Source organism: Amycolatopsis sp. PSD-21, from assembly GCF_055561455.1.
The window spans coordinates 7,301,743-7,317,032 of sequence record NZ_CM145712.1 but is presented as its reverse complement, the minus strand read 5'-3'; the positions used below and the strand labels follow the sequence as shown (position 1 = coordinate 7,317,032).

19 protein-coding genes are annotated in these 15,290 nt (G+C 70.8%); 14 read left to right on the top strand and 5 right to left on the bottom strand.

Annotation, left to right across the window (positions count from 1 at the left end; genetic code table 11):
• The first annotated feature begins 6 nt into the window (after positions 1-6).
• Positions 7-2,547, top strand: a complete 2,541-nt coding sequence (glgP, locus tag ACZ1DY_RS34310) for an alpha-glucan family phosphorylase (RefSeq protein WP_126732844.1) — start codon at positions 7-9, stop codon at positions 2,545-2,547.
• A gap of 1 nt (position 2,548) precedes the next feature.
• Here the strand turns inward: glgP and ACZ1DY_RS34305 are convergent, their stop codons facing one another.
• Entirely contained in the window at positions 2,549-2,743 is a 195-nt protein-coding gene (locus ACZ1DY_RS34305; protein WP_192743073.1) for a LapA family protein, read from the bottom strand.
• Between the two features lie 321 nt (positions 2,744-3,064).
• Here ACZ1DY_RS34305 and ACZ1DY_RS34300 point away from each other — a divergent pair, with 321 nt between their 5' ends.
• From ACZ1DY_RS34300 to ACZ1DY_RS34285, 4 genes are all read left to right on the top strand, one after another.
• Positions 3,065-3,919, top strand: coding sequence for a hypothetical protein (locus ACZ1DY_RS34300; protein WP_465482155.1), 855 nt, complete (start codon positions 3,065-3,067; stop codon positions 3,917-3,919).
• 21 nt (positions 3,920-3,940) lie between these two features.
• Positions 3,941-4,297 (top strand): hypothetical protein, encoded by a 357-nt coding sequence (locus tag ACZ1DY_RS34295; protein WP_257484738.1) that lies wholly within the window; start codon positions 3,941-3,943, stop codon positions 4,295-4,297.
• Between the two features lie 16 nt (positions 4,298-4,313).
• Positions 4,314-4,955 (top strand): putative T7SS-secreted protein, encoded by a 642-nt coding sequence (locus tag ACZ1DY_RS34290; protein WP_465482154.1) that lies wholly within the window; start codon positions 4,314-4,316, stop codon positions 4,953-4,955.
• A gap of 76 nt (positions 4,956-5,031) precedes the next feature.
• Positions 5,032-5,856 carry a hypothetical protein gene (locus tag ACZ1DY_RS34285; protein WP_465482153.1) on the top strand — a complete coding sequence of 275 codons (825 nt, stop codon included), beginning with the start codon at positions 5,032-5,034 and terminating at the stop codon, positions 5,854-5,856.
• A 4-nt stretch (positions 5,857-5,860) separates the two neighbouring features.
• Here ACZ1DY_RS34285 and ACZ1DY_RS34280 read toward each other — a convergent pair whose 3' ends face one another.
• Together ACZ1DY_RS34280 and ACZ1DY_RS34275 are read right to left on the bottom strand one after the other, a co-directional pair.
• Entirely contained in the window at positions 5,861-6,256 is a 396-nt protein-coding gene (locus ACZ1DY_RS34280; protein WP_257484741.1) for a rhodanese-like domain-containing protein, read from the bottom strand.
• Positions 6,253-6,801: a cysteine dioxygenase gene (locus ACZ1DY_RS34275; protein ID WP_126732851.1), complete on the bottom strand. Its 549-nt coding sequence runs from the start codon at positions 6,799-6,801 to the stop codon at positions 6,253-6,255. Before ACZ1DY_RS34275 ends, ACZ1DY_RS34280 begins: the two co-directional genes overlap by 4 nt.
• A 318-nt stretch (positions 6,802-7,119) precedes the next feature.
• Here ACZ1DY_RS34275 and ACZ1DY_RS34270 point away from each other — a divergent pair, with 318 nt between their 5' ends.
• The 5 genes from ACZ1DY_RS34270 (at position 7,120) to ACZ1DY_RS34250 (ending at position 11,347) form a co-directional block, all read left to right on the top strand.
• Positions 7,120-7,932: an ABC transporter ATP-binding protein gene (locus ACZ1DY_RS34270; RefSeq protein ID WP_465482152.1), complete on the top strand. Its 813-nt coding sequence runs from the start codon at positions 7,120-7,122 to the stop codon at positions 7,930-7,932.
• A 55-nt stretch (positions 7,933-7,987) separates the two neighbouring features.
• Entirely contained in the window at positions 7,988-8,767 is a 780-nt protein-coding gene (locus ACZ1DY_RS34265; protein WP_005167845.1) for an enoyl-CoA hydratase/isomerase family protein, read from the top strand.
• A gap of 5 nt (positions 8,768-8,772) precedes the next feature.
• Complete coding sequence (locus tag ACZ1DY_RS34260) at positions 8,773-9,735, top strand: class I SAM-dependent methyltransferase (protein ID WP_126732853.1); 963 nt, start codon at positions 8,773-8,775, stop codon at positions 9,733-9,735.
• Position 9,736: 1 nt separating this feature from the next.
• The gene (locus tag ACZ1DY_RS34255) at positions 9,737-10,909 is read left to right on the top strand and encodes a class I SAM-dependent methyltransferase (RefSeq protein ID WP_465482151.1); all 1,173 of its coding nucleotides are present in this window, start codon (positions 9,737-9,739) and stop codon (positions 10,907-10,909) included.
• Between the two features lie 63 nt (positions 10,910-10,972).
• Positions 10,973-11,347 (top strand): DUF427 domain-containing protein, encoded by a 375-nt coding sequence (locus ACZ1DY_RS34250; protein ID WP_257484743.1) that lies wholly within the window; start codon positions 10,973-10,975, stop codon positions 11,345-11,347.
• A 4-nt stretch (positions 11,348-11,351) separates the two neighbouring features.
• Here ACZ1DY_RS34250 and ACZ1DY_RS34245 read toward each other — a convergent pair whose 3' ends face one another.
• The gene (locus tag ACZ1DY_RS34245; protein ID WP_465482150.1) at positions 11,352-12,071 is read right to left on the bottom strand and encodes a hypothetical protein; all 720 of its coding nucleotides are present in this window, start codon (positions 12,069-12,071) and stop codon (positions 11,352-11,354) included.
• 67 nt (positions 12,072-12,138) lie between these two features.
• Between ACZ1DY_RS34245 and ACZ1DY_RS34240 the strand changes: the two genes are divergently transcribed.
• Together ACZ1DY_RS34240 and ACZ1DY_RS34235 are read left to right on the top strand one after the other, a co-directional pair.
• Positions 12,139-12,915: a helix-turn-helix domain-containing protein gene (locus tag ACZ1DY_RS34240; protein WP_465482149.1), complete on the top strand. Its 777-nt coding sequence runs from the start codon at positions 12,139-12,141 to the stop codon at positions 12,913-12,915.
• A gap of 27 nt (positions 12,916-12,942) precedes the next feature.
• Entirely contained in the window at positions 12,943-13,368 is a 426-nt protein-coding gene (locus ACZ1DY_RS34235; RefSeq protein WP_465482148.1) for an acyl-CoA thioesterase, read from the top strand.
• Here ACZ1DY_RS34235 and ACZ1DY_RS34230 read toward each other — a convergent pair.
• The gene (locus ACZ1DY_RS34230; protein WP_465482147.1) at positions 13,339-13,884 is read right to left on the bottom strand and encodes a GNAT family N-acetyltransferase; all 546 of its coding nucleotides are present in this window, start codon (positions 13,882-13,884) and stop codon (positions 13,339-13,341) included. The genes ACZ1DY_RS34235 and ACZ1DY_RS34230 overlap by 30 nt on opposite strands.
• Positions 13,885-13,912: 28 nt before the next feature.
• Between ACZ1DY_RS34230 and ACZ1DY_RS34225 the strand changes: the two genes are divergently transcribed.
• Together ACZ1DY_RS34225 and ACZ1DY_RS34220 are read left to right on the top strand one after the other, a co-directional pair.
• The gene (locus tag ACZ1DY_RS34225; RefSeq protein ID WP_465482146.1) at positions 13,913-14,788 is read left to right on the top strand and encodes an aminoglycoside phosphotransferase family protein; all 876 of its coding nucleotides are present in this window, start codon (positions 13,913-13,915) and stop codon (positions 14,786-14,788) included.
• A 31-nt stretch (positions 14,789-14,819) separates the two neighbouring features.
• Positions 14,820-15,290, top strand: a complete 471-nt coding sequence (locus tag ACZ1DY_RS34220) for a GNAT family N-acetyltransferase (RefSeq protein WP_465482145.1) — start codon at positions 14,820-14,822, stop codon at positions 15,288-15,290.

The window sequence follows — 15,290 nt, the reverse complement described above, 5'->3', positions numbered from 1 at the left end:
CTCTTCATGAGAGCAGTCCGCCGGTTCACCGTCCGCGCGAGCCTGCCGGAGTCGCTCTCCGGCCTCGGTGACCTCGCCACGAATCTGCGCTGGACCTGGCACCCGCCCACGCGCGACCTGTTCGCGTCGATGGACGCGGAGCTGTTCAACCGCGTCCGCGACCCGCTGCGGATGCTCACCGCCCTGCCACCGGCTCGGCTCGACGAACTCGCCGTCGACGACGCCTTCCTCGCCCACGCGCGCGAGGCGGTCGCCGATCTGGAGCGCTATCTCGCCGAGCCGCGCTGGTACCAGAAGCAGGACGACGCCGACCTCCCGCCCGCCGTCGCGTACTTCTCGATGGAGTTCGGGGTCACCGAGGCGCTGCCGAACTACTCGGGCGGCCTCGGTGTGCTCGCCGGGGATCACCTCAAGGCGGCGTCGGACCTCGGCGTGCCGATGGTCGGTGTCGGGCTGCTGTACCGCGCCGGGTACTTCCGGCAGGCGCTCTCGCTCGACGGCTGGCAGGTCGAGCACTACCCGGTGATCGACCCGAACGCCTTCCCGCTGGAACTCGTGACCGACGGCGGCAAGCCGGTGCTGGTCGACGTCGCGATGCCCGCCGGGCGCACGCTGCACGCCCAGATCTGGAAGGCCCGCGTCGGCCGGATCCCGCTGCTGCTCCTGGACACCGACACCGAGGCCAACGACGAAGACCTGCGCGCGGTCACCGACCGGCTGTACGGCGGCGACGCCGACCATCGCATCCGGCAGGAGATCCTGGCCGGGATCGGCGGCTTCCGCGCGGTGCGGCGCTACTGCGAGCTGACCGGGCACCCGCAGCCGAAGGTGTTCCACACCAACGAAGGCCACGCCGGATTCCTCGGGCTGGAACGCGCCCGCGAGATCATCCAGGCCGACGGGCTGGCGTTCGACGAGGCGCTGCCCGCCGTCCGCGCCGGCACCGTGTTCACCACGCACACCCCGGTCAGCGCCGGGATCGACCGGTTCCCCGTGGACCTCGTCCAGCGGTACTTCACCGACGGCAGGCTGGTCCCGGACGTCGACCCGCGCCGCGTGCTCGCGCTCGGCGCGGAGGACAACCCCGGCCTGTTCAACATGGCGCATATGGGACTGCGGCTCGCCCAGCGCGCGAACGGCGTCTCCGCGCTGCACGGCCGCGTGTCGCGGCGGATGTTCTCGCGGCTGTGGCCGGGATTCGACTTCGACGAGGTGCCCGTCTCGTCGGTCACCAACGGCGTCCACGGGCCGACCTGGGTGGCGCGCGAGCTGAGCGCGCTGCTCGGGCGCAATCACGAGGAGCTGGGTCTCGACGGCGCGCGGGGCAAGCCGCTGCGGGACGGCGTCAGCGACGAGCAGTTGTGGGCGCTGCGACGGGAACTGCGCGAGAAGCTGGTCGCTGAGGTGCGGCGCCGGGTGCGGGCCGCGTGGATGCAGCGCGGCGCGTCCGCGCTCGAACTCGGGTGGACCGACACGGTCTTCGACCCGGACGTGCTGACCGTCGGCTTCGCGCGCCGCGTGCCGACGTACAAGCGGCTCACGCTGATGCTGCGCGACCCGGAGCGCCTGCGCGCGCTGCTGCTGGACGAGCGGCGTCCGATCCAGCTCGTCGTCGCGGGCAAATCGCATCCGGCCGACGAGGGCGGCAAGCAGCTGATCCAGCAGATCGTCCGGTTCGTCGACGATCCCGAGGTCCGGCGCCGGATCGTCTTCCTGCCGGACTACGACATGTCCATGGCGCGCTACCTCTACCGCGGCTGCGACGTCTGGCTGAACACGCCGGTGCGGCAGCTGGAGGCGTGCGGCACCTCGGGGATGAAGTCCGCGCTCAACGGCGGCCTCAACCTGTCCATCCGCGACGGCTGGTGGGACGAGTGCTACGACGGCAGCAACGGCTGGGCGATCCCGACCGCGGACGGCGTCACCGACCCGCTGCGCCGTGACGAACTGGAGGCCGCGGCGCTCTACGACCTGCTGGGTCACCAGATCGCGCCGTTGTTCTACGACCGCGGCGCCGACGGCGTTCCCGGCGGCTGGATGTCGATGGTGTGGCACACGCTGGAGACCCTCGGGCCGCGCGTGCAGGCCGCGCGGATGGTGCGGGAGTACGTCGAATCGGGTTATCTGCCCGCCTCGCGCATGGTTGCCGAAGCCACGGGTGACGGATACCGCGGCGCGCTGTCGCTGGCCGACTACCGGACCAAATTGGACGTCGCCTGGCCGCGGGTGCGGATCTTCGACACCGAACTGCTCGTCGAGGGTTCCGCGCCGATGGTCACCGGGACCGAGGTGACCATCCGGGCGCGGATCGACCTCGCCGGTCTCGAACCGTCCGAAGTGGACGTTCAGGCCGTCGTCGGGAAGGTGGGCGACGGGGACGAACTGAGCGACCCCGTCACCGTCCCCATGTCGGGCGACGGGATCGGCGCGTTCGCGGCGCGGCTGAAACTGCCGCATCCGGGCTCCATCGGTTACACCGTCCGCGTGCTGCCGAAACACCGTCTGCTGGCGACACCGGCGGAATTGGCGCGGGTCGTCCACGCCTGAATCACCTCAAGAACGGCGCACCGGTCCCATGCGGGTACCGGTGCGCCGAGACGTATCCGGCGTACCGCGCGTATTCCCATGCCTGGGCGAACTGAACGAGTTCCGCCCGGCGGCGCTGATGCCACCGTGCCGAAACGAGCCAGCCGGCCGCGGCCCCGAGCAGCATCGCCAGCCCGACGATCACGACGAGTTCCATTCCGTACTCCTGATTCCTGGCCGCTCGATCAGCGGCGGTCGCTCCGACGCTAAGCGGATTGATCGTCTTCGCGCACCCTCTGCCGGGCCTTGGCCAGTAAGTGGTCATGAGACGTACGTACGGTTTTCATATGCCACGGATTGGTCACCGGCGTTCGTTGTCAATTCGGTGGCGAACAAAAGGGGGTTCGAGCCCTGATGGTGTCCAAAAAATGGCAAAAGTGCAGGTGAAAGGCGCTTTATCGGGCGCGTGGGGGCGATTCGTGCGGCATATTGTGATCGCCTAGGCTCTTCGTCCTTGAGGTCGCGCAGGGGAGGAATAGTGACTTCGACGAGGAAAAGAAAAAAGCCCGAGGACAGCGTGCTCGGCATCCACAAGCGCAATGGCATCTGGCAGGACGGGCTCGCCAGGGTGATGGGCCCGGAGCTGCTCGAACGCTGGGGGATCGCGGAAGACGCCGAGGCGTCGCGCGTGCGGGAGATCGCGCTCCTGCGGTTGAGCCGTGTCCTGAGGCAGTTCCCGAAAACCGAAATGCATCTGATCGTCTGGACCGCGTACAACCTCGGCGCGGCTTCGCCCGGGGAGGAAAGCGGAGTCGTCCAGCGGCTCCAACGATTGGTCGACGAGGGCGGCGTCGAATGCAGCGTCCGGACCTGCACCCGCCGGTTCAACGACACTTTCCTGCCCGCTGTCGTGGACAGCCTGAGCGCGGAACAATGCGCGATCACCGACGAGGACCTCACCCGGGCTTCGCGCTGGCTGGCCGGGAACATCCGGCCCGAGCCTCCGGAACCCGCCGTGGTCGCCGACGGACTGTCCGCCGCGATCCGAGGGTTGCGGACCCCCATGGACCCGGTGCTGAAGATGTTCCTCGACGGCCCTGTCCACGGCCCCGCGGACCGCGACGGTGTGCCGCTCGCGGCGAAGCTCGATACCCGGGGCGAGTGGCTGTGCGTCTTCACCGGAGAGCGCCTGCTGGCCGCCTATCGCGAGTCCACCGGTGCGGGCTGGGCCCGGATCGGCCGGTGGACGGGGCGTGACGTCGTGCGGACGGCGGCGGGCCGCATCTTCCCGACCGGGATCCTGATCGATCCGAGTCCGGTGCTGGGCGCGGGAGCCGACGCCACGCTCCCCCTCCCGCCGGCGGAGATCGACCGGCTCGCCCGTGAGTGCTGACCCGAGACGAGGACACCGGACATGTTCGATTTCGAGGCCGTTCCCGGCGAGCTCGGCCGGGCGGGCGACCGGCTCCACGACATCACCGAGATGATCACCAGGCAACCGGCGCTGAAGTTCAAGGCCACGGCGAGCGAAGCGGGGGACCCCGTGCTCGTCGCGGCGCTGGAGAGCTTCCAGGAGGCTTCCGCGCACAGCGTCGCCGTGCTCGCCGAGGATGTGCGGCGCCTCGGGGACCGGCTGGGCGAGGCCGCGCGCGCCTACCGGAACGGCGAAGAAGCGGCGATCGAGAAGGTCACTGCGATCGGGGCCGCCGAAAGCCTTGCCCGGCGGACCGGCGACTCGGACGACGGCACCATCCGGGCCGTTCTCGGCTGAGCGAACAGGACGGACGATGAAGCCGGAAGACCCGGACGGGGCGAGCGCGCCCTGGACGGCCGGGACGGTCAGCGTGCTCCGAAGCGAGGCGGAGCGCTTGCGGGCGGTTTCCCGGACGTTGGAAGACCAAGCCGTCGAGGTGCGCCAGGTAGATCCTCATGGCTGGTCCGGCACTGGACACGACGCGTATTCGGGCCGCCGGACCGAGTTGGCCGCCCGGTGCCGGATGGTCGCGGAGGAGCACGCCCGCGCCGCGCGGGCGCTGGACGATTACGTGGCGGTCCTGGAGCAGTTGACCCGGACCGCGCGGGACACCGCGGATCCCACGCTCATCCGAGGGTTGATCGCCCAGCGGACCGAGGCGGCGGCACGGGCCGCGGCCACGCTCACCGAAGTGGGCAGGGACCTCGCCGCGTTGAAGACGGTGCTCGGTGAGGTCGACCGGCGCGTGGTCCAGGAATCCCGGCCCGCGCCTACCGCTGGGCCGATTTCACCGACGCCCGACACCGGCCCGGACCAGACTGAACTGGTGCCCGCTCTCCTGCTGGCCGATCCGGTCGAATTCGACCGGCGGGCGCAGGGACTGAGTGACGCCATGTGGCGATTCTGGTCCATTTCCCCGTTTGTCAAGCCGGTGGCGAACAGAGGAAACCTCTGATCTTCGATTTCCGCCGGACAATGCGGAACGGCCTGGTGAAATACACTTTGCCGGGCCCTTCCCGAATGGCGGAGGAATGGTGGCTTCGGCTAAGGAAACGAAAACCTCGCGCAGAGCCAAGGACCGGCTGCACCATGTCCACGCCCGCGCCGGGATCCGGCAGGACGGGCTGCGCCACGCGCTGGGGCCGGAATTGCGGGGCATCTGGGGGATCGCCGAGGACGCCGATGCCGGCCGGACGCGGGAAATCGTCCTTCTGCGGCTGAACCGCGTTCTCGATCGGTTCGCCGACCCGCTCATGCCCGAGATCGTCTGGACCGCCTACAACCTCGGCGTGGATCCGGTGCACGGCGGGGCGGGCATGGTCGGCCGGATCAGGACCATGGTCGGCCGCGGCCGGGTGCCGGTCTCCGAGCGCACCTGCACCCGGCGGTTCTACGACTTCCTCGGCAGCGTCAAGAACAGCCTCGACGGTTTTCAGGAGGACCTCACCGGCGAAGACTTCAGGCTCGCTTCGCGGTGGATCGCCGAGAACGTCCGCCCCGAGCGGGAACGAAGCCCGCGCGAGCCCGTCCCCTCGGTCATGCGGATGTTCCTCGACGGCACGGTGTGGGGCCCGGCGGACGAGGCGGGCGCCCCGGTCCCGGCCAGGCTCGGCGCGCACGGAGACTGGCTCTGCGTCTTCACCGACGAGCGATTGCTGGCCGAGTACCGCGCGGTCACCGGCGCGGGCTGGGGCCGGATCCGGCACCGGACCGGCCGCGAGGTCGTGCTCGCGGCCGCCGGCCGCGCCGCGGCGACGGGCGTGCTGGTCAACCCCAGGCCGACGCGGGGCACCGGGATCCACGCCGCGCTCCCGCTCTCCCCGGAATCGGTCGCCAGGCTCGCGGTCCGGCGGTAGCGGATCAGGGAACGGCGGGGGTGCCGCCTTCCCGGACCGGGAGCCCCGCCGAACGCCAGGCCCGGAACCCGCCTTCGAGGTCGGTGGCACCCGGCAGGCCGAGCCGCTGCAGGTCGGCGGCGGCGAGGCTCGACGAGTACCCCTCGTTGCACACGACGATCACCGTCGAGTCCGGTTTCACCTCCGGCAGCCGCCATTCGCTGTCCGGCGCGAGCCGCCATTCGAGATGGATCCGCTCGACGACCACCGAGCCGGGGATCTCGCCCTCTTCGGCCCGGTTGACGTGCGGGCGGATGTCCACGATCAGGGCGCCGTCCCGTTGCAGCCGCAGTGCCCGCTCGGGCTCCGCCCGGTCCAGTCCGGCCCGGGCGGTGGCCAGCAGGCTGTCGATCGCGCTCATCGGCCCAGTATCGGGGCCAGCGAGGGGATCTCGGCGGGAACGTCGGCGAGCGTGGCGTATTCGCGGGTCGCGACCAGCGGCGGCGAGTAGGCGTGGACGCTGGCGGCGGGCTCGGTGCCGATGCCGGTCACCTGGTGCGCGCGCCCCGCGCCGAAGCCGATGCCCTCGCCCGCGACGTGGGTGCGGCGCCGCACCGGGCCGCCGGGGTAGCGGTACTCCTCGCCGATCTCCCCCTGCAGCACGGTGAACGAGCCGGACGCGCCGCCGTGGTCGTGCGGTTTGGTCTGCTGGCCGGGCAGCCACGACAGCAGCCACAGCTCGACGCCGTCGGTCAGCGCGAGCCGCGCCCACCAGCGGTGGTCCGGGTCGAAGCGCAGCAGGCCGCGCAGGCCCGAGGTCAGCTCGGTGGTGACCGTGGAGGTCAGCTCGGCCAGTTCGCGGGGAGTCCAGAGCAGACGGTCGGGGTGCAGCAGATCGGGGAGCAGCGGATCGGCCAGCTGCGGGTGGATCTCGAAATCCTGGCGGGGCGTGATGGACGTGGTCACGGAAAGGCTCCTCGTGAAGGTTCGCGGGCGCGGAAGGCAAGGCGCGGCGCGACACGGGGAGTGCCGTCGGAAAGAGGAACTCAGCCGTGTCGCGCGGTGGTACACCCGCACGAGGCGACGAGGAGCAGATCGATGGCCCGGCGGCGCCAGAAAGAGCCCCCGATGACGGGGAAGGCGGCGGACACGGACCTGATCACGTCGCCGATGGTGCCACAGCCACCGCGCGCGGGTCGCTTCGTCCCACTTCCTGGACCAGCCGCTTTCCCCCGACCGGCGGCCCGGTGCACACACGCGCGCGAGTGCGGACACAATGGGCGCGTGAGCGAGCCGATCCAGCCCAGCGAACTTGACGACCTCGTGATGAGGATGACCGGTGTCGGGGTCCGCCGAACAGGCAACGACCTCCTCGCCGACCTCGATTGGACCGTGGAACTGGACGAGCGCTGGGTGGTGCTCGGCCCGAACGGCGCGGGCAAGACCACCCTGCTCCGGCTGGCCGCGGCCGAGCTCCACCCGACCACCGGAACGGTCGACCTGCTCGGCGACCGGATCGGCAAGGTCAACATCTTCGAGCTGCGCCCGCGGATCGGGTTCACCTCGGCCGCGATCGCCCAGCGTGTGCCGGGCGAGGAGCGCGTCGTCGACGTCGTGGTGAGCGCCGGTTACGCCGTCGTCGGCCGCTGGCGTGAGGAATACGACAGCCTCGACACCGACCGCGCCATGGAGCTCCTCGGTGCCCTCGGCATCGCGCACCTGGCCGACCGCACCTTCGGGACGCTGTCGGAGGGCGAGCGCAAGCGGACGCTGATCGCGCGTTCGCTGATGACCGACCCGGAGATGCTGCTGCTCGACGAGCCCGCCGCCGGGCTCGACCTCGGCGGCCGCGAGGACCTCGTCGCCCGCCTGTCCGAGCTGGCCCTCGACCCGGAGGCCCCGGCCATGGTGCTCGTCACCCATCACGTGGAAGAAATCCCGCCGGGGTTCACCCACGCGCTGTTGCTGCGCGACGGCCGCGCGGTCGCCTCCGGTCTCGTGGACGACGTCGTGACCAGCGACAACCTGTCCAAGACGTTCGACCAGGACCTCCTGCTCGAACGATCCGGTGATCGCTTCTTCGCCCGTCGCCGCTGACGGGTCGTACTGACCGGTAGCCTGCACTCTGTCTTGGACGGTTAAGGAGGACGGCGTGGGAGAGTTCGTAAGTCTCGAGGTCGAAGGCGGGGTCGGCACGATCCGGCTGGACCGCCCGCCGGTCAACGCGCTGAACAACCAGGTGCAGGCCGAGCTGGCCGAAGCGGCCCGTGAGGCCTCCGAGCGCGACGACGTGCGCGCCGTGATCCTCTACGGCGGCGAGAAGACCTTCGCGGGTGGCGCGGACATCAAGGAGATGGCCGAGCGCACCTACCCGGAGATCGCGAAGTTCGGCGCGGCGCTGACGGCGTCGCTGGCCACCATCGCGAACATCCCGAAGCCGGTCGTCGCGGCCATCACCGGCTACGCGCTGGGCGGCGGCCTCGAACTCGCGCTGACCGCCGACCGCCGGATCGCCGGTGACAACGTCAAGGTCGGCCAGCCGGAGATCCAGCTCGGCGTCATCCCCGGCGCCGGCGGCACGCAGCGCCTGGCGCGGCTCATCGGCCCGAGCAAGACCAAGGACCTCGTGTTCACCGGCCGTTTCGTGAAGGCCGAAGAGGCCCTCGCGCTCGGCATCCTCGACGAGGTCGTGGCGCCGGACGACGTCTACGCCGCCGCGCACAAGTGGGCCTCGCAGTTCGCGAACGGCCCGGCCGTGGCGCTGCGCGCCGCGAAGGCCGCCATCGACGGCGGTCTCGACACCGACCTCGCGAGCGGTCTCAAGCTCGAATCCCACCTCTTCGCCGCGCTCTGGGCGACCGAGGACCAGCGCAACGGCATGAAGTCGTTCATCGAAAACGGCCCTGGCAAGGCCACCTTCGAGGGGAAGTAAGCCCGATGACGCAGGTGAACGATCCGGCGCCGAATCCGCACGCCACCGCCGACGAGGTCAAGGCCGCCTTCGACGACCCCAAGCTCGCCAACGTGCTCTACCACGACTGGGAAGCCGGGACCTACGACCAGAAGTGGTCCATTTCCTACGACGAGCGCTGCATCTCCTACGCGACGGACGTGTTCAACGCCGTCGCCGGTGAGGACGGCCAGCCGTACCCGACCGCGATGGAACTGGGCAGCGGCACCGGTTTCTTCCTGCTGAACCTGATGCAGGGCGGGGTGATCAAGAAGGGTTCGGTCACCGACCTCTCACCGGGCATGGTGCAGGTCGCGCTGCGCAACGCCGAGAACCTCGGCCTCGACGTCGACGGGCGGGTCGCCGACGCGGAGCGGATCCCGTACGAGGACAACAGTTTCGACCTCGTCGTCGGGCACGCCGTGCTGCACCACATCCCGGACGTGCGCGCGGCGTTCGCGGAGGTGCTGCGGGTGCTGAAGCCGGGCGGCCGGTTCGTCTTCGCGGGCGAGCCGACGAAGGTCGGCGACTTCTACGCCCGCAAACTCGGCCAGATCACGTGGTACCTCACCACGAACCTGACCAAGCTCCCGGTGCTGAACGGCTGGCGCCGCCCGCAGGAGGAACTCGACGAGTCCTCCCGCGCGGCCGCGCTGGAGGCCGTGGTCGACATCCACACCTTCGACCCGTCCGAACTCGAGTCGATGGCCCGCGGCGCGGGCGCGCAGGACGTCCGCGCGGTCACCGAGGAGTTCGCCGCCGCGCTCGCGGGCTGGCCGATCCGGACCTTCGAAGCCGCCGTGCCGCAGGAGAAACTGACCCTGCGCTGGCGTCTGTTCGCGTACCGGCTCTGGCTGCGACTGTCCGCTTTGGACAAGAAGCTGCTCGCCAAGGTGCTGCCGCGCGAGCTGTTCTACAACGTGATGATCACCGGTACCAAGCGATCGTAGGTTGCCGTACCAGTTCACCCTCGACGACGTCGCCTTCCTGCGCTCCGGCGCGGGAAGCGCGGCGCTCGCCGAATGCTCTTCCCTGCCGCTGACCGACAAGACCCGCATCGCCGACGTCGCCGCCGTGCGCCGGATCGCCCCGGACCACGCGGCCGCGGTGCTGGAAACGGTGGTGCTGCGGCGGAAGTCGTCGTACAAACTGGACGCCGCGGGCTCGTGGCTGTTCACCGGCGACGCCCTCCAGCAGGCCAGCGCCACGCTGGTCGCCCGGCACCGGGCTTCGCGGCTGGCCGGTCGTGACGTCCACGACGTGACGTGTTCCGTCGGTGCCGACCTGATCGAGATCGCCCGCGTCGCCGCCAAGGCGCTGGGCTCGGATCTGGACGACGTCCGGCTGGCGATGGCGCGGCACAACGCCGCCGAGGCCGGGGTTTCGCCGGCGTTGCTCAGGGCCGACGCGTTGCGGCCGGTCAGCCGGGCCGCGGTCGTCGTCGCCGACCCCGCCCGCCGTGACTCCGCCGGGCGCCGGGCGTGGAAACCCGCCGACTTCCTGCCACCGCTGGACGGCCTGGTCGACGCCTATCCCGGACGCGAGCTTTCGGTCAAATGCGCGCCTGGCCTCGATTTCTCCATCGCGCCCTGGGCGGACGAGGTCGAACTGGTCTCTTTGGACGGTCAGGTCCGCGAGGCGTGCCTGTGGCGCGGTGTGGGCTCGACGGTGTCGCGCCGGGCGACGGTGTTGCGTTCGGACGGTACACAATGGACGGTCACCGACGCCGATCCCGACGAGATCCCCGCGCGTGAGCCGGGTGAATGGATCGTCGACCCCGACGGCGCCGTCGTCCGGGCCGGCCTCGTACGGCACTACGCGGCGCGGCACGGGTTGTGGCAGCTCGACGAGCGCATCGCGTACCTGACCGGGGACACCCCGCCACCCGGGATCCGGGCGTTCCGGGTGTTCGAGCACGGACCGTACAGCGAGAAGAACCTTCGCGTCCTGCTGAAGAAGCACGACATCGGCCGATTGGAAATCCTCGTCCGCGGGCTCGACATCGACCCGGACGCGTTGCGGCGCAAACTGAAGCCTCGCGGTGGCGAGGAAGCGACTCTGGTGCTGACCAGGATCGGTCGTTCCGGAGTGGCGTTCCTCTGCCGCGCGCAGCTACCCGCCTGAGGGAATATCCGTGCGGCCGGCGTCGCTGTGCCCGGTATCGGAAACCCTCGAGGGAGCTGATCCATGTCTGACAAGAAGGTACTGAAGCCCAGCGCCGAGCACCCGATCACGGTGGAGCCGAACAAGGCGCGGGTGGTCGTCACGGTGGGTGGGAAGGTCGTCGCGGACAGCGCGAACGCGCTCACGCTGCGGGAGGCGAACTACCCGCCCGCGCAGTACATCCCGCGCGCCGACGTCGACTTCGGCCTGCTGGAGCGGACGGACCACTCGACGTACTGCCCGTTCAAGGGCGACGCGTCGTACTACAGCATCCGCACCGGTGACGGCGTCGCCGAGAACGCCGTCTGGACCTACGAGGCGCCGCACGACGCGGTCGCCGAGATCAAGGACCACGTGGCGTTCTACCCGACGAAGGTGGACGCGATCGAAGAGCGCTGACCCGTCACGGGAGCTGGTTGATCCGGTCCCCGTCGGCCGCGAGCGAGGTGTCGGACTCGATCGGCCAGACCTCCAGCCCCGGTGCCTTGACCAGGGCGTCGATGAGGGCCTGCTCGCCCGCGACCAGGGTCGAATCGAAGTCGACTTCGGTGGCGACGCACCACGCGCGGTCGTCCGGCCAGAACAGGTTGGGCGACTGCGCCTCGAACCAGTTCGGCCGGGGCCGCCAGCCGAGTTCCGTGGCGGACGTCAGCGGGCCTTGGAAGAGCAGGTAGTCCCGGCCGGGGTGGCGCAGGCGTGGCGCGTCGAGGTGCTCGCGGGACAACGTCGCCTCGTCGGCCCAGCCGTAGCCGTCCCAGAGGCCGAACCAGGCTTCCGAAACGGACGTGTGCTCGCCGAGGACGGCCAGCAGCGCGGTGAGGCTGTGCGACGGCAGCGTGCCGCGTCCCGGCGGCGAGCCCCGCCAGAGCGAGCCGGTGAGATTCACCGGATCCGGGGAGCCGACCAGCGCGTGCCACTGCATGGCGCCATGGGCGCGCCGTCCCGTCTCGGCCGCGGCTTCGCTCCAGCTCGCCCAGCCGCCGCGGTCGCGCTCGGCGGGGTGGCACAGGCGCGCGTAGGCGGCGTAACCACGCGGAACCGTGCGACCGGCCGCGCCGAACGTCCCGCCGAGCCTGGGAAAGATCCACTCGGCGGGGGACGGGTCGAACACCGGTCGCAGCACGGCGGCAAGTCTTCAGCAAGATCAGGTGGAGCGCATCTTGTCGGTGGGCGGGGGCATACTGCCGGACGTGGGTGTTCCGCTGCGTCGCCGTTCGGGCCGTTCGGTGTACCGCGAAAGCACGCCGGGCGCGGCCGTGGCCGGCGTCGTCGAGAGCGCCTGGACGGGGCTGGTGGGCTGCCGTCGGCCGCTGAGGGTGTTCCCGGACGGCTGTGTGGACCTCGTCTGGGACGGCTCGGTGCTCGCCGCGGTCACCACGGTGCGCGGGGTGCTGCGGCACGAGCTGCCGTCGGCGGAGTGGACCGCCGGGTTGCGCCTGAAGTGCGGCGTCGGTGGTGCGGTGCTGGGCCTGCCGATGACGGAGCTGAGCGCGGGCGCGACGCCGTTGCGCGACCTGTGGGCCGCCGGCGCACGCCGCGCGGAGTCCGAGCTGGCCGGGTGCGGGACGCCCGGCGAGGCGCGCTCGGTGCTGGAAACGCTGATCGCCGAAAGGCTCCGGGACGTCGAGGTGGACGGGCTGTCCCTCGCGGCCGCTCGCGCGCTGCGTGCGCCCGGTGCACGGACCGACCGGGTGGCCGCGGAGCTGGGCGTGAGCGAGCGTGGCCTTCGGCGGCACATGCGGCGTGACGTCGGCGTCGGTCCCAAGGAGCTGCAGCGGGTGCTGCGGTTCCGCCGGTTCCTCGAGCGTGTCGGGGCCGTGGGCCGGGGCCAGACGTCGCTCGCCGACGTCGCCGCCGATGTGGGCTACGCGGATCAGTCCCATCTCGGGCGCGAATGCCGCCGGCTGTCGGGGACTTCGCCCGGCGCGCTCGTGCGGTCGTGGACTGGCCGAAACGTTCCAGACTGAGCGGTCCGCCGGGGCGAAGATCGGAAGGTGCCCGAACCTTTCCGCGTCACCATCGACATCCGCACGGACGATCTCGACATCAACGGTCACGTCCGCGGCCCCGCCTACCTCGCGTACGCCGATCACGCGCGCTGGGAGTGCGTGTGGGCGGCCGGCGTGGACCCGTTGGCGCTCAAGGCCGGGAACCTCGGCCCGGTCAACCTCGAAACGACGATCCGGTTCCGCCGGGAACTACGTGCCCGCGCGCGGATCGACGTCCTGACCAGGTTCGCCTGGGAGCCGGGCAAGGTGTCACGGGTCGTCCAGGAATTCGTGGCACCGGACGGCGCCGTCGTGGCCGAGGTCGAGAGCCTTTCCGGGCTGCTGGATCTCGAAAGCCGCCGCCTCGTCCCGGATCCGGGGCGGCACTGGCGGCAGTACGCCTCACGGCCGGAAATCCTCGGCCTGCCGTGAGCCGGTTGGCCTTTCGTAGAGGCTGGTGGGCCATTTCGCCTCGGGCGGATCGGCCACGTGCTCGAAACCCATGCGCTCGTAGAACCCGCGCAAGGCGGCGTTGTCCCTCGTGGTCGCCACCCGGACGAAGGCCTTGTGGTGAGTCGTGGCCTTCTCGCCGACCCAGTCGATGATCCTGTCCCCGAGCCCGGCCCCGGCCGCCTCCCGCGCCACCGCGAGGCGGCCCAGGTAGTAGGCCGGTTCTCGCGTTTCACCCCAGAGCCCGGGATCCGCCTCGGTCACCACACAGGTCGCGATCGGCTCGCCGTGCCCGACGACCAGCAACGCCTCACCCGCCTGGATCTGATCGCGCACCGGCTCCCGGGGAAAGCGTTGCGGCCATTGGTGGATCCCGCGCCCGGTGAGCCAAGCGGCGGCTTCGGCGAGGAGGTCGAGTACGGCGTCTTCCTCACCCGGCAGGGCCGGGCGGATGGTGCGCTCGGGGGTGAGTGGCTCGGGGCCGGTGAGGATCGGCATGGCCCGATGATGCCCGCGCGGTGGTTGGATGTCCGTCGTGGTCGACGAGAACCTGGTGCGGAAGCTGATCGCGGCGCGGTTCCCCCGGTGGGCGGGGCGGACGGTCGAACGGTGGCCGTCGGGCGGCACGGTCAACGCCATGTTCAGGTTGGGCGACGACATGGTCGTCCGGTTGCCCCTGACCGAAGGCGGCGCGAAAGACGTGGCGCTGGAGCAGAAGTGGCTGCCGCGCATCGCGCCACGGCTGCCGACACCGATCCCCGAGGTGCTCGGCGCGGGGGCACCGGCCGACGGCTACCCGTGGCCATGGTCGGTGTATCGCTGGCTGCCGGGCGAGAACCCGCGGCCGGACGCGCTCCGCCTGCCCGTACCGCTGGCCGAAGACCTGGCCGAGTTCGTGCTTGCGATGCGGCGAATCCCCATGGCGCAAGCGCCGAAAGCGCACCGCGGCGGACCGCTCACGACGCTGGACGCGGAGACGCGGTCGGCGATCGAAAGCCTGCGCGCGATCCCCGAGGAGAACGTCGACTGCGACGCCGTCCTCGCCCTTTGGGAGGAGGCATTACGGGTTCCGGCGTGGGAGGAAGCACCGGTGTGGCTGCACGCCGACCTGATGCCGGGCAACCTGCTGGTGGACGGCGACCGGCTTTCCGCGGTGATCGACTTCGGTTGCCTGGGCGCGGGCGACCCGGCCTGCGACCTGTTCCCGGCGTGGAACCTCCTACCCGCCGACGCGAGGGACGTCTTCCGCGAGGCGCTCGGAGTGGACGAGGCGACCTGGAGCCGCGGCCGCGCGCGGACGCTTTCGCAGGCACTGATCGCGCTGCCGTACTACCGCGGGACCAACGAGGCGATGGCGGGGAACGCGAGGCACGTGATCCGGGCGGTGCTGGACGAAGCGTAAATCGCTTGATCCTCCGAATTACGGTTCCAGCATGACGAAGACACTCCGGCTGGCCGAGGTCACCGCCGCCAACTTCGAGGCCGCGATCGAGCTGAAGGTCCACCCGGCGCAAGCCCATTTGGTCGCGCCGGTCGTGAAGTCCCTCGCCGAGGCCTACGTGCACCCCGGCGTCGCTTGGCCCCGCCTCATCTTCGACGGTGACCGGCTGGTCGGTTTCCTCATGGCCTTCCTGGACATCGACTTCGCCGGCGACGGCACGGGTACGGACATCCGCTCGGGCCTCTGGCGGCTCAACATCGCGGCAGGCGAGCAGGGCCGAGGCTACGGCCGGTTCGCGGTCGACGCCGTGGCCGCCGAGATCCGCCGCCGGGGCGGCGACCGGCTCACCGCGTGCTGGCACCCAGGCGACGACGGGCCCGAGCGCTTCTACCTGAGGCTCGGGTTCCGCTTGACCGGGGAGACGAGCGGGGACCAGGTGGTCGGGGAGTTGGCGCTGGATTAG

Bases quoted from the DNA above. Each gene is read 5' to 3' on its own strand.
- ACZ1DY_RS34225 (WP_465482146.1), top strand. From the start codon at position 13,913: ATGTCCGTCGTGGTCGACGAGAACCTGGTGCGGAAGCTGATCGCGGCG.
- glgP (WP_126732844.1), top strand. From the start codon at position 7: ATGAGAGCAGTCCGCCGGTTCACCGTCCGCGCGAGCCTGCCGGAGTCG.
- ACZ1DY_RS34295 (WP_257484738.1), top strand. From the start codon at position 3,941: ATGTTCGATTTCGAGGCCGTTCCCGGCGAGCTCGGCCGGGCGGGCGAC.
- ACZ1DY_RS34230 (WP_465482147.1), bottom strand. From the start codon at position 13,884: ATGCCGATCCTCACCGGCCCCGAGCCACTCACCCCCGAGCGCACCATC.
- ACZ1DY_RS34250 (WP_257484743.1), top strand. From the start codon at position 10,973: ATGTCTGACAAGAAGGTACTGAAGCCCAGCGCCGAGCACCCGATCACG.
- ACZ1DY_RS34280 (WP_257484741.1), bottom strand. From the start codon at position 6,256: ATGAGCGCGATCGACAGCCTGCTGGCCACCGCCCGGGCCGGACTGGAC.
- ACZ1DY_RS34305 (WP_192743073.1), bottom strand. From the start codon at position 2,743: ATGGAACTCGTCGTGATCGTCGGGCTGGCGATGCTGCTCGGGGCCGCG.
- ACZ1DY_RS34260 (WP_126732853.1), top strand. From the start codon at position 8,773: ATGACGCAGGTGAACGATCCGGCGCCGAATCCGCACGCCACCGCCGAC.
- ACZ1DY_RS34285 (WP_465482153.1), top strand. From the start codon at position 5,032: ATGGTGGCTTCGGCTAAGGAAACGAAAACCTCGCGCAGAGCCAAGGAC.
- ACZ1DY_RS34290 (WP_465482154.1), top strand. From the start codon at position 4,314: ATGAAGCCGGAAGACCCGGACGGGGCGAGCGCGCCCTGGACGGCCGGG.
- ACZ1DY_RS34220 (WP_465482145.1), top strand. From the start codon at position 14,820: ATGACGAAGACACTCCGGCTGGCCGAGGTCACCGCCGCCAACTTCGAG.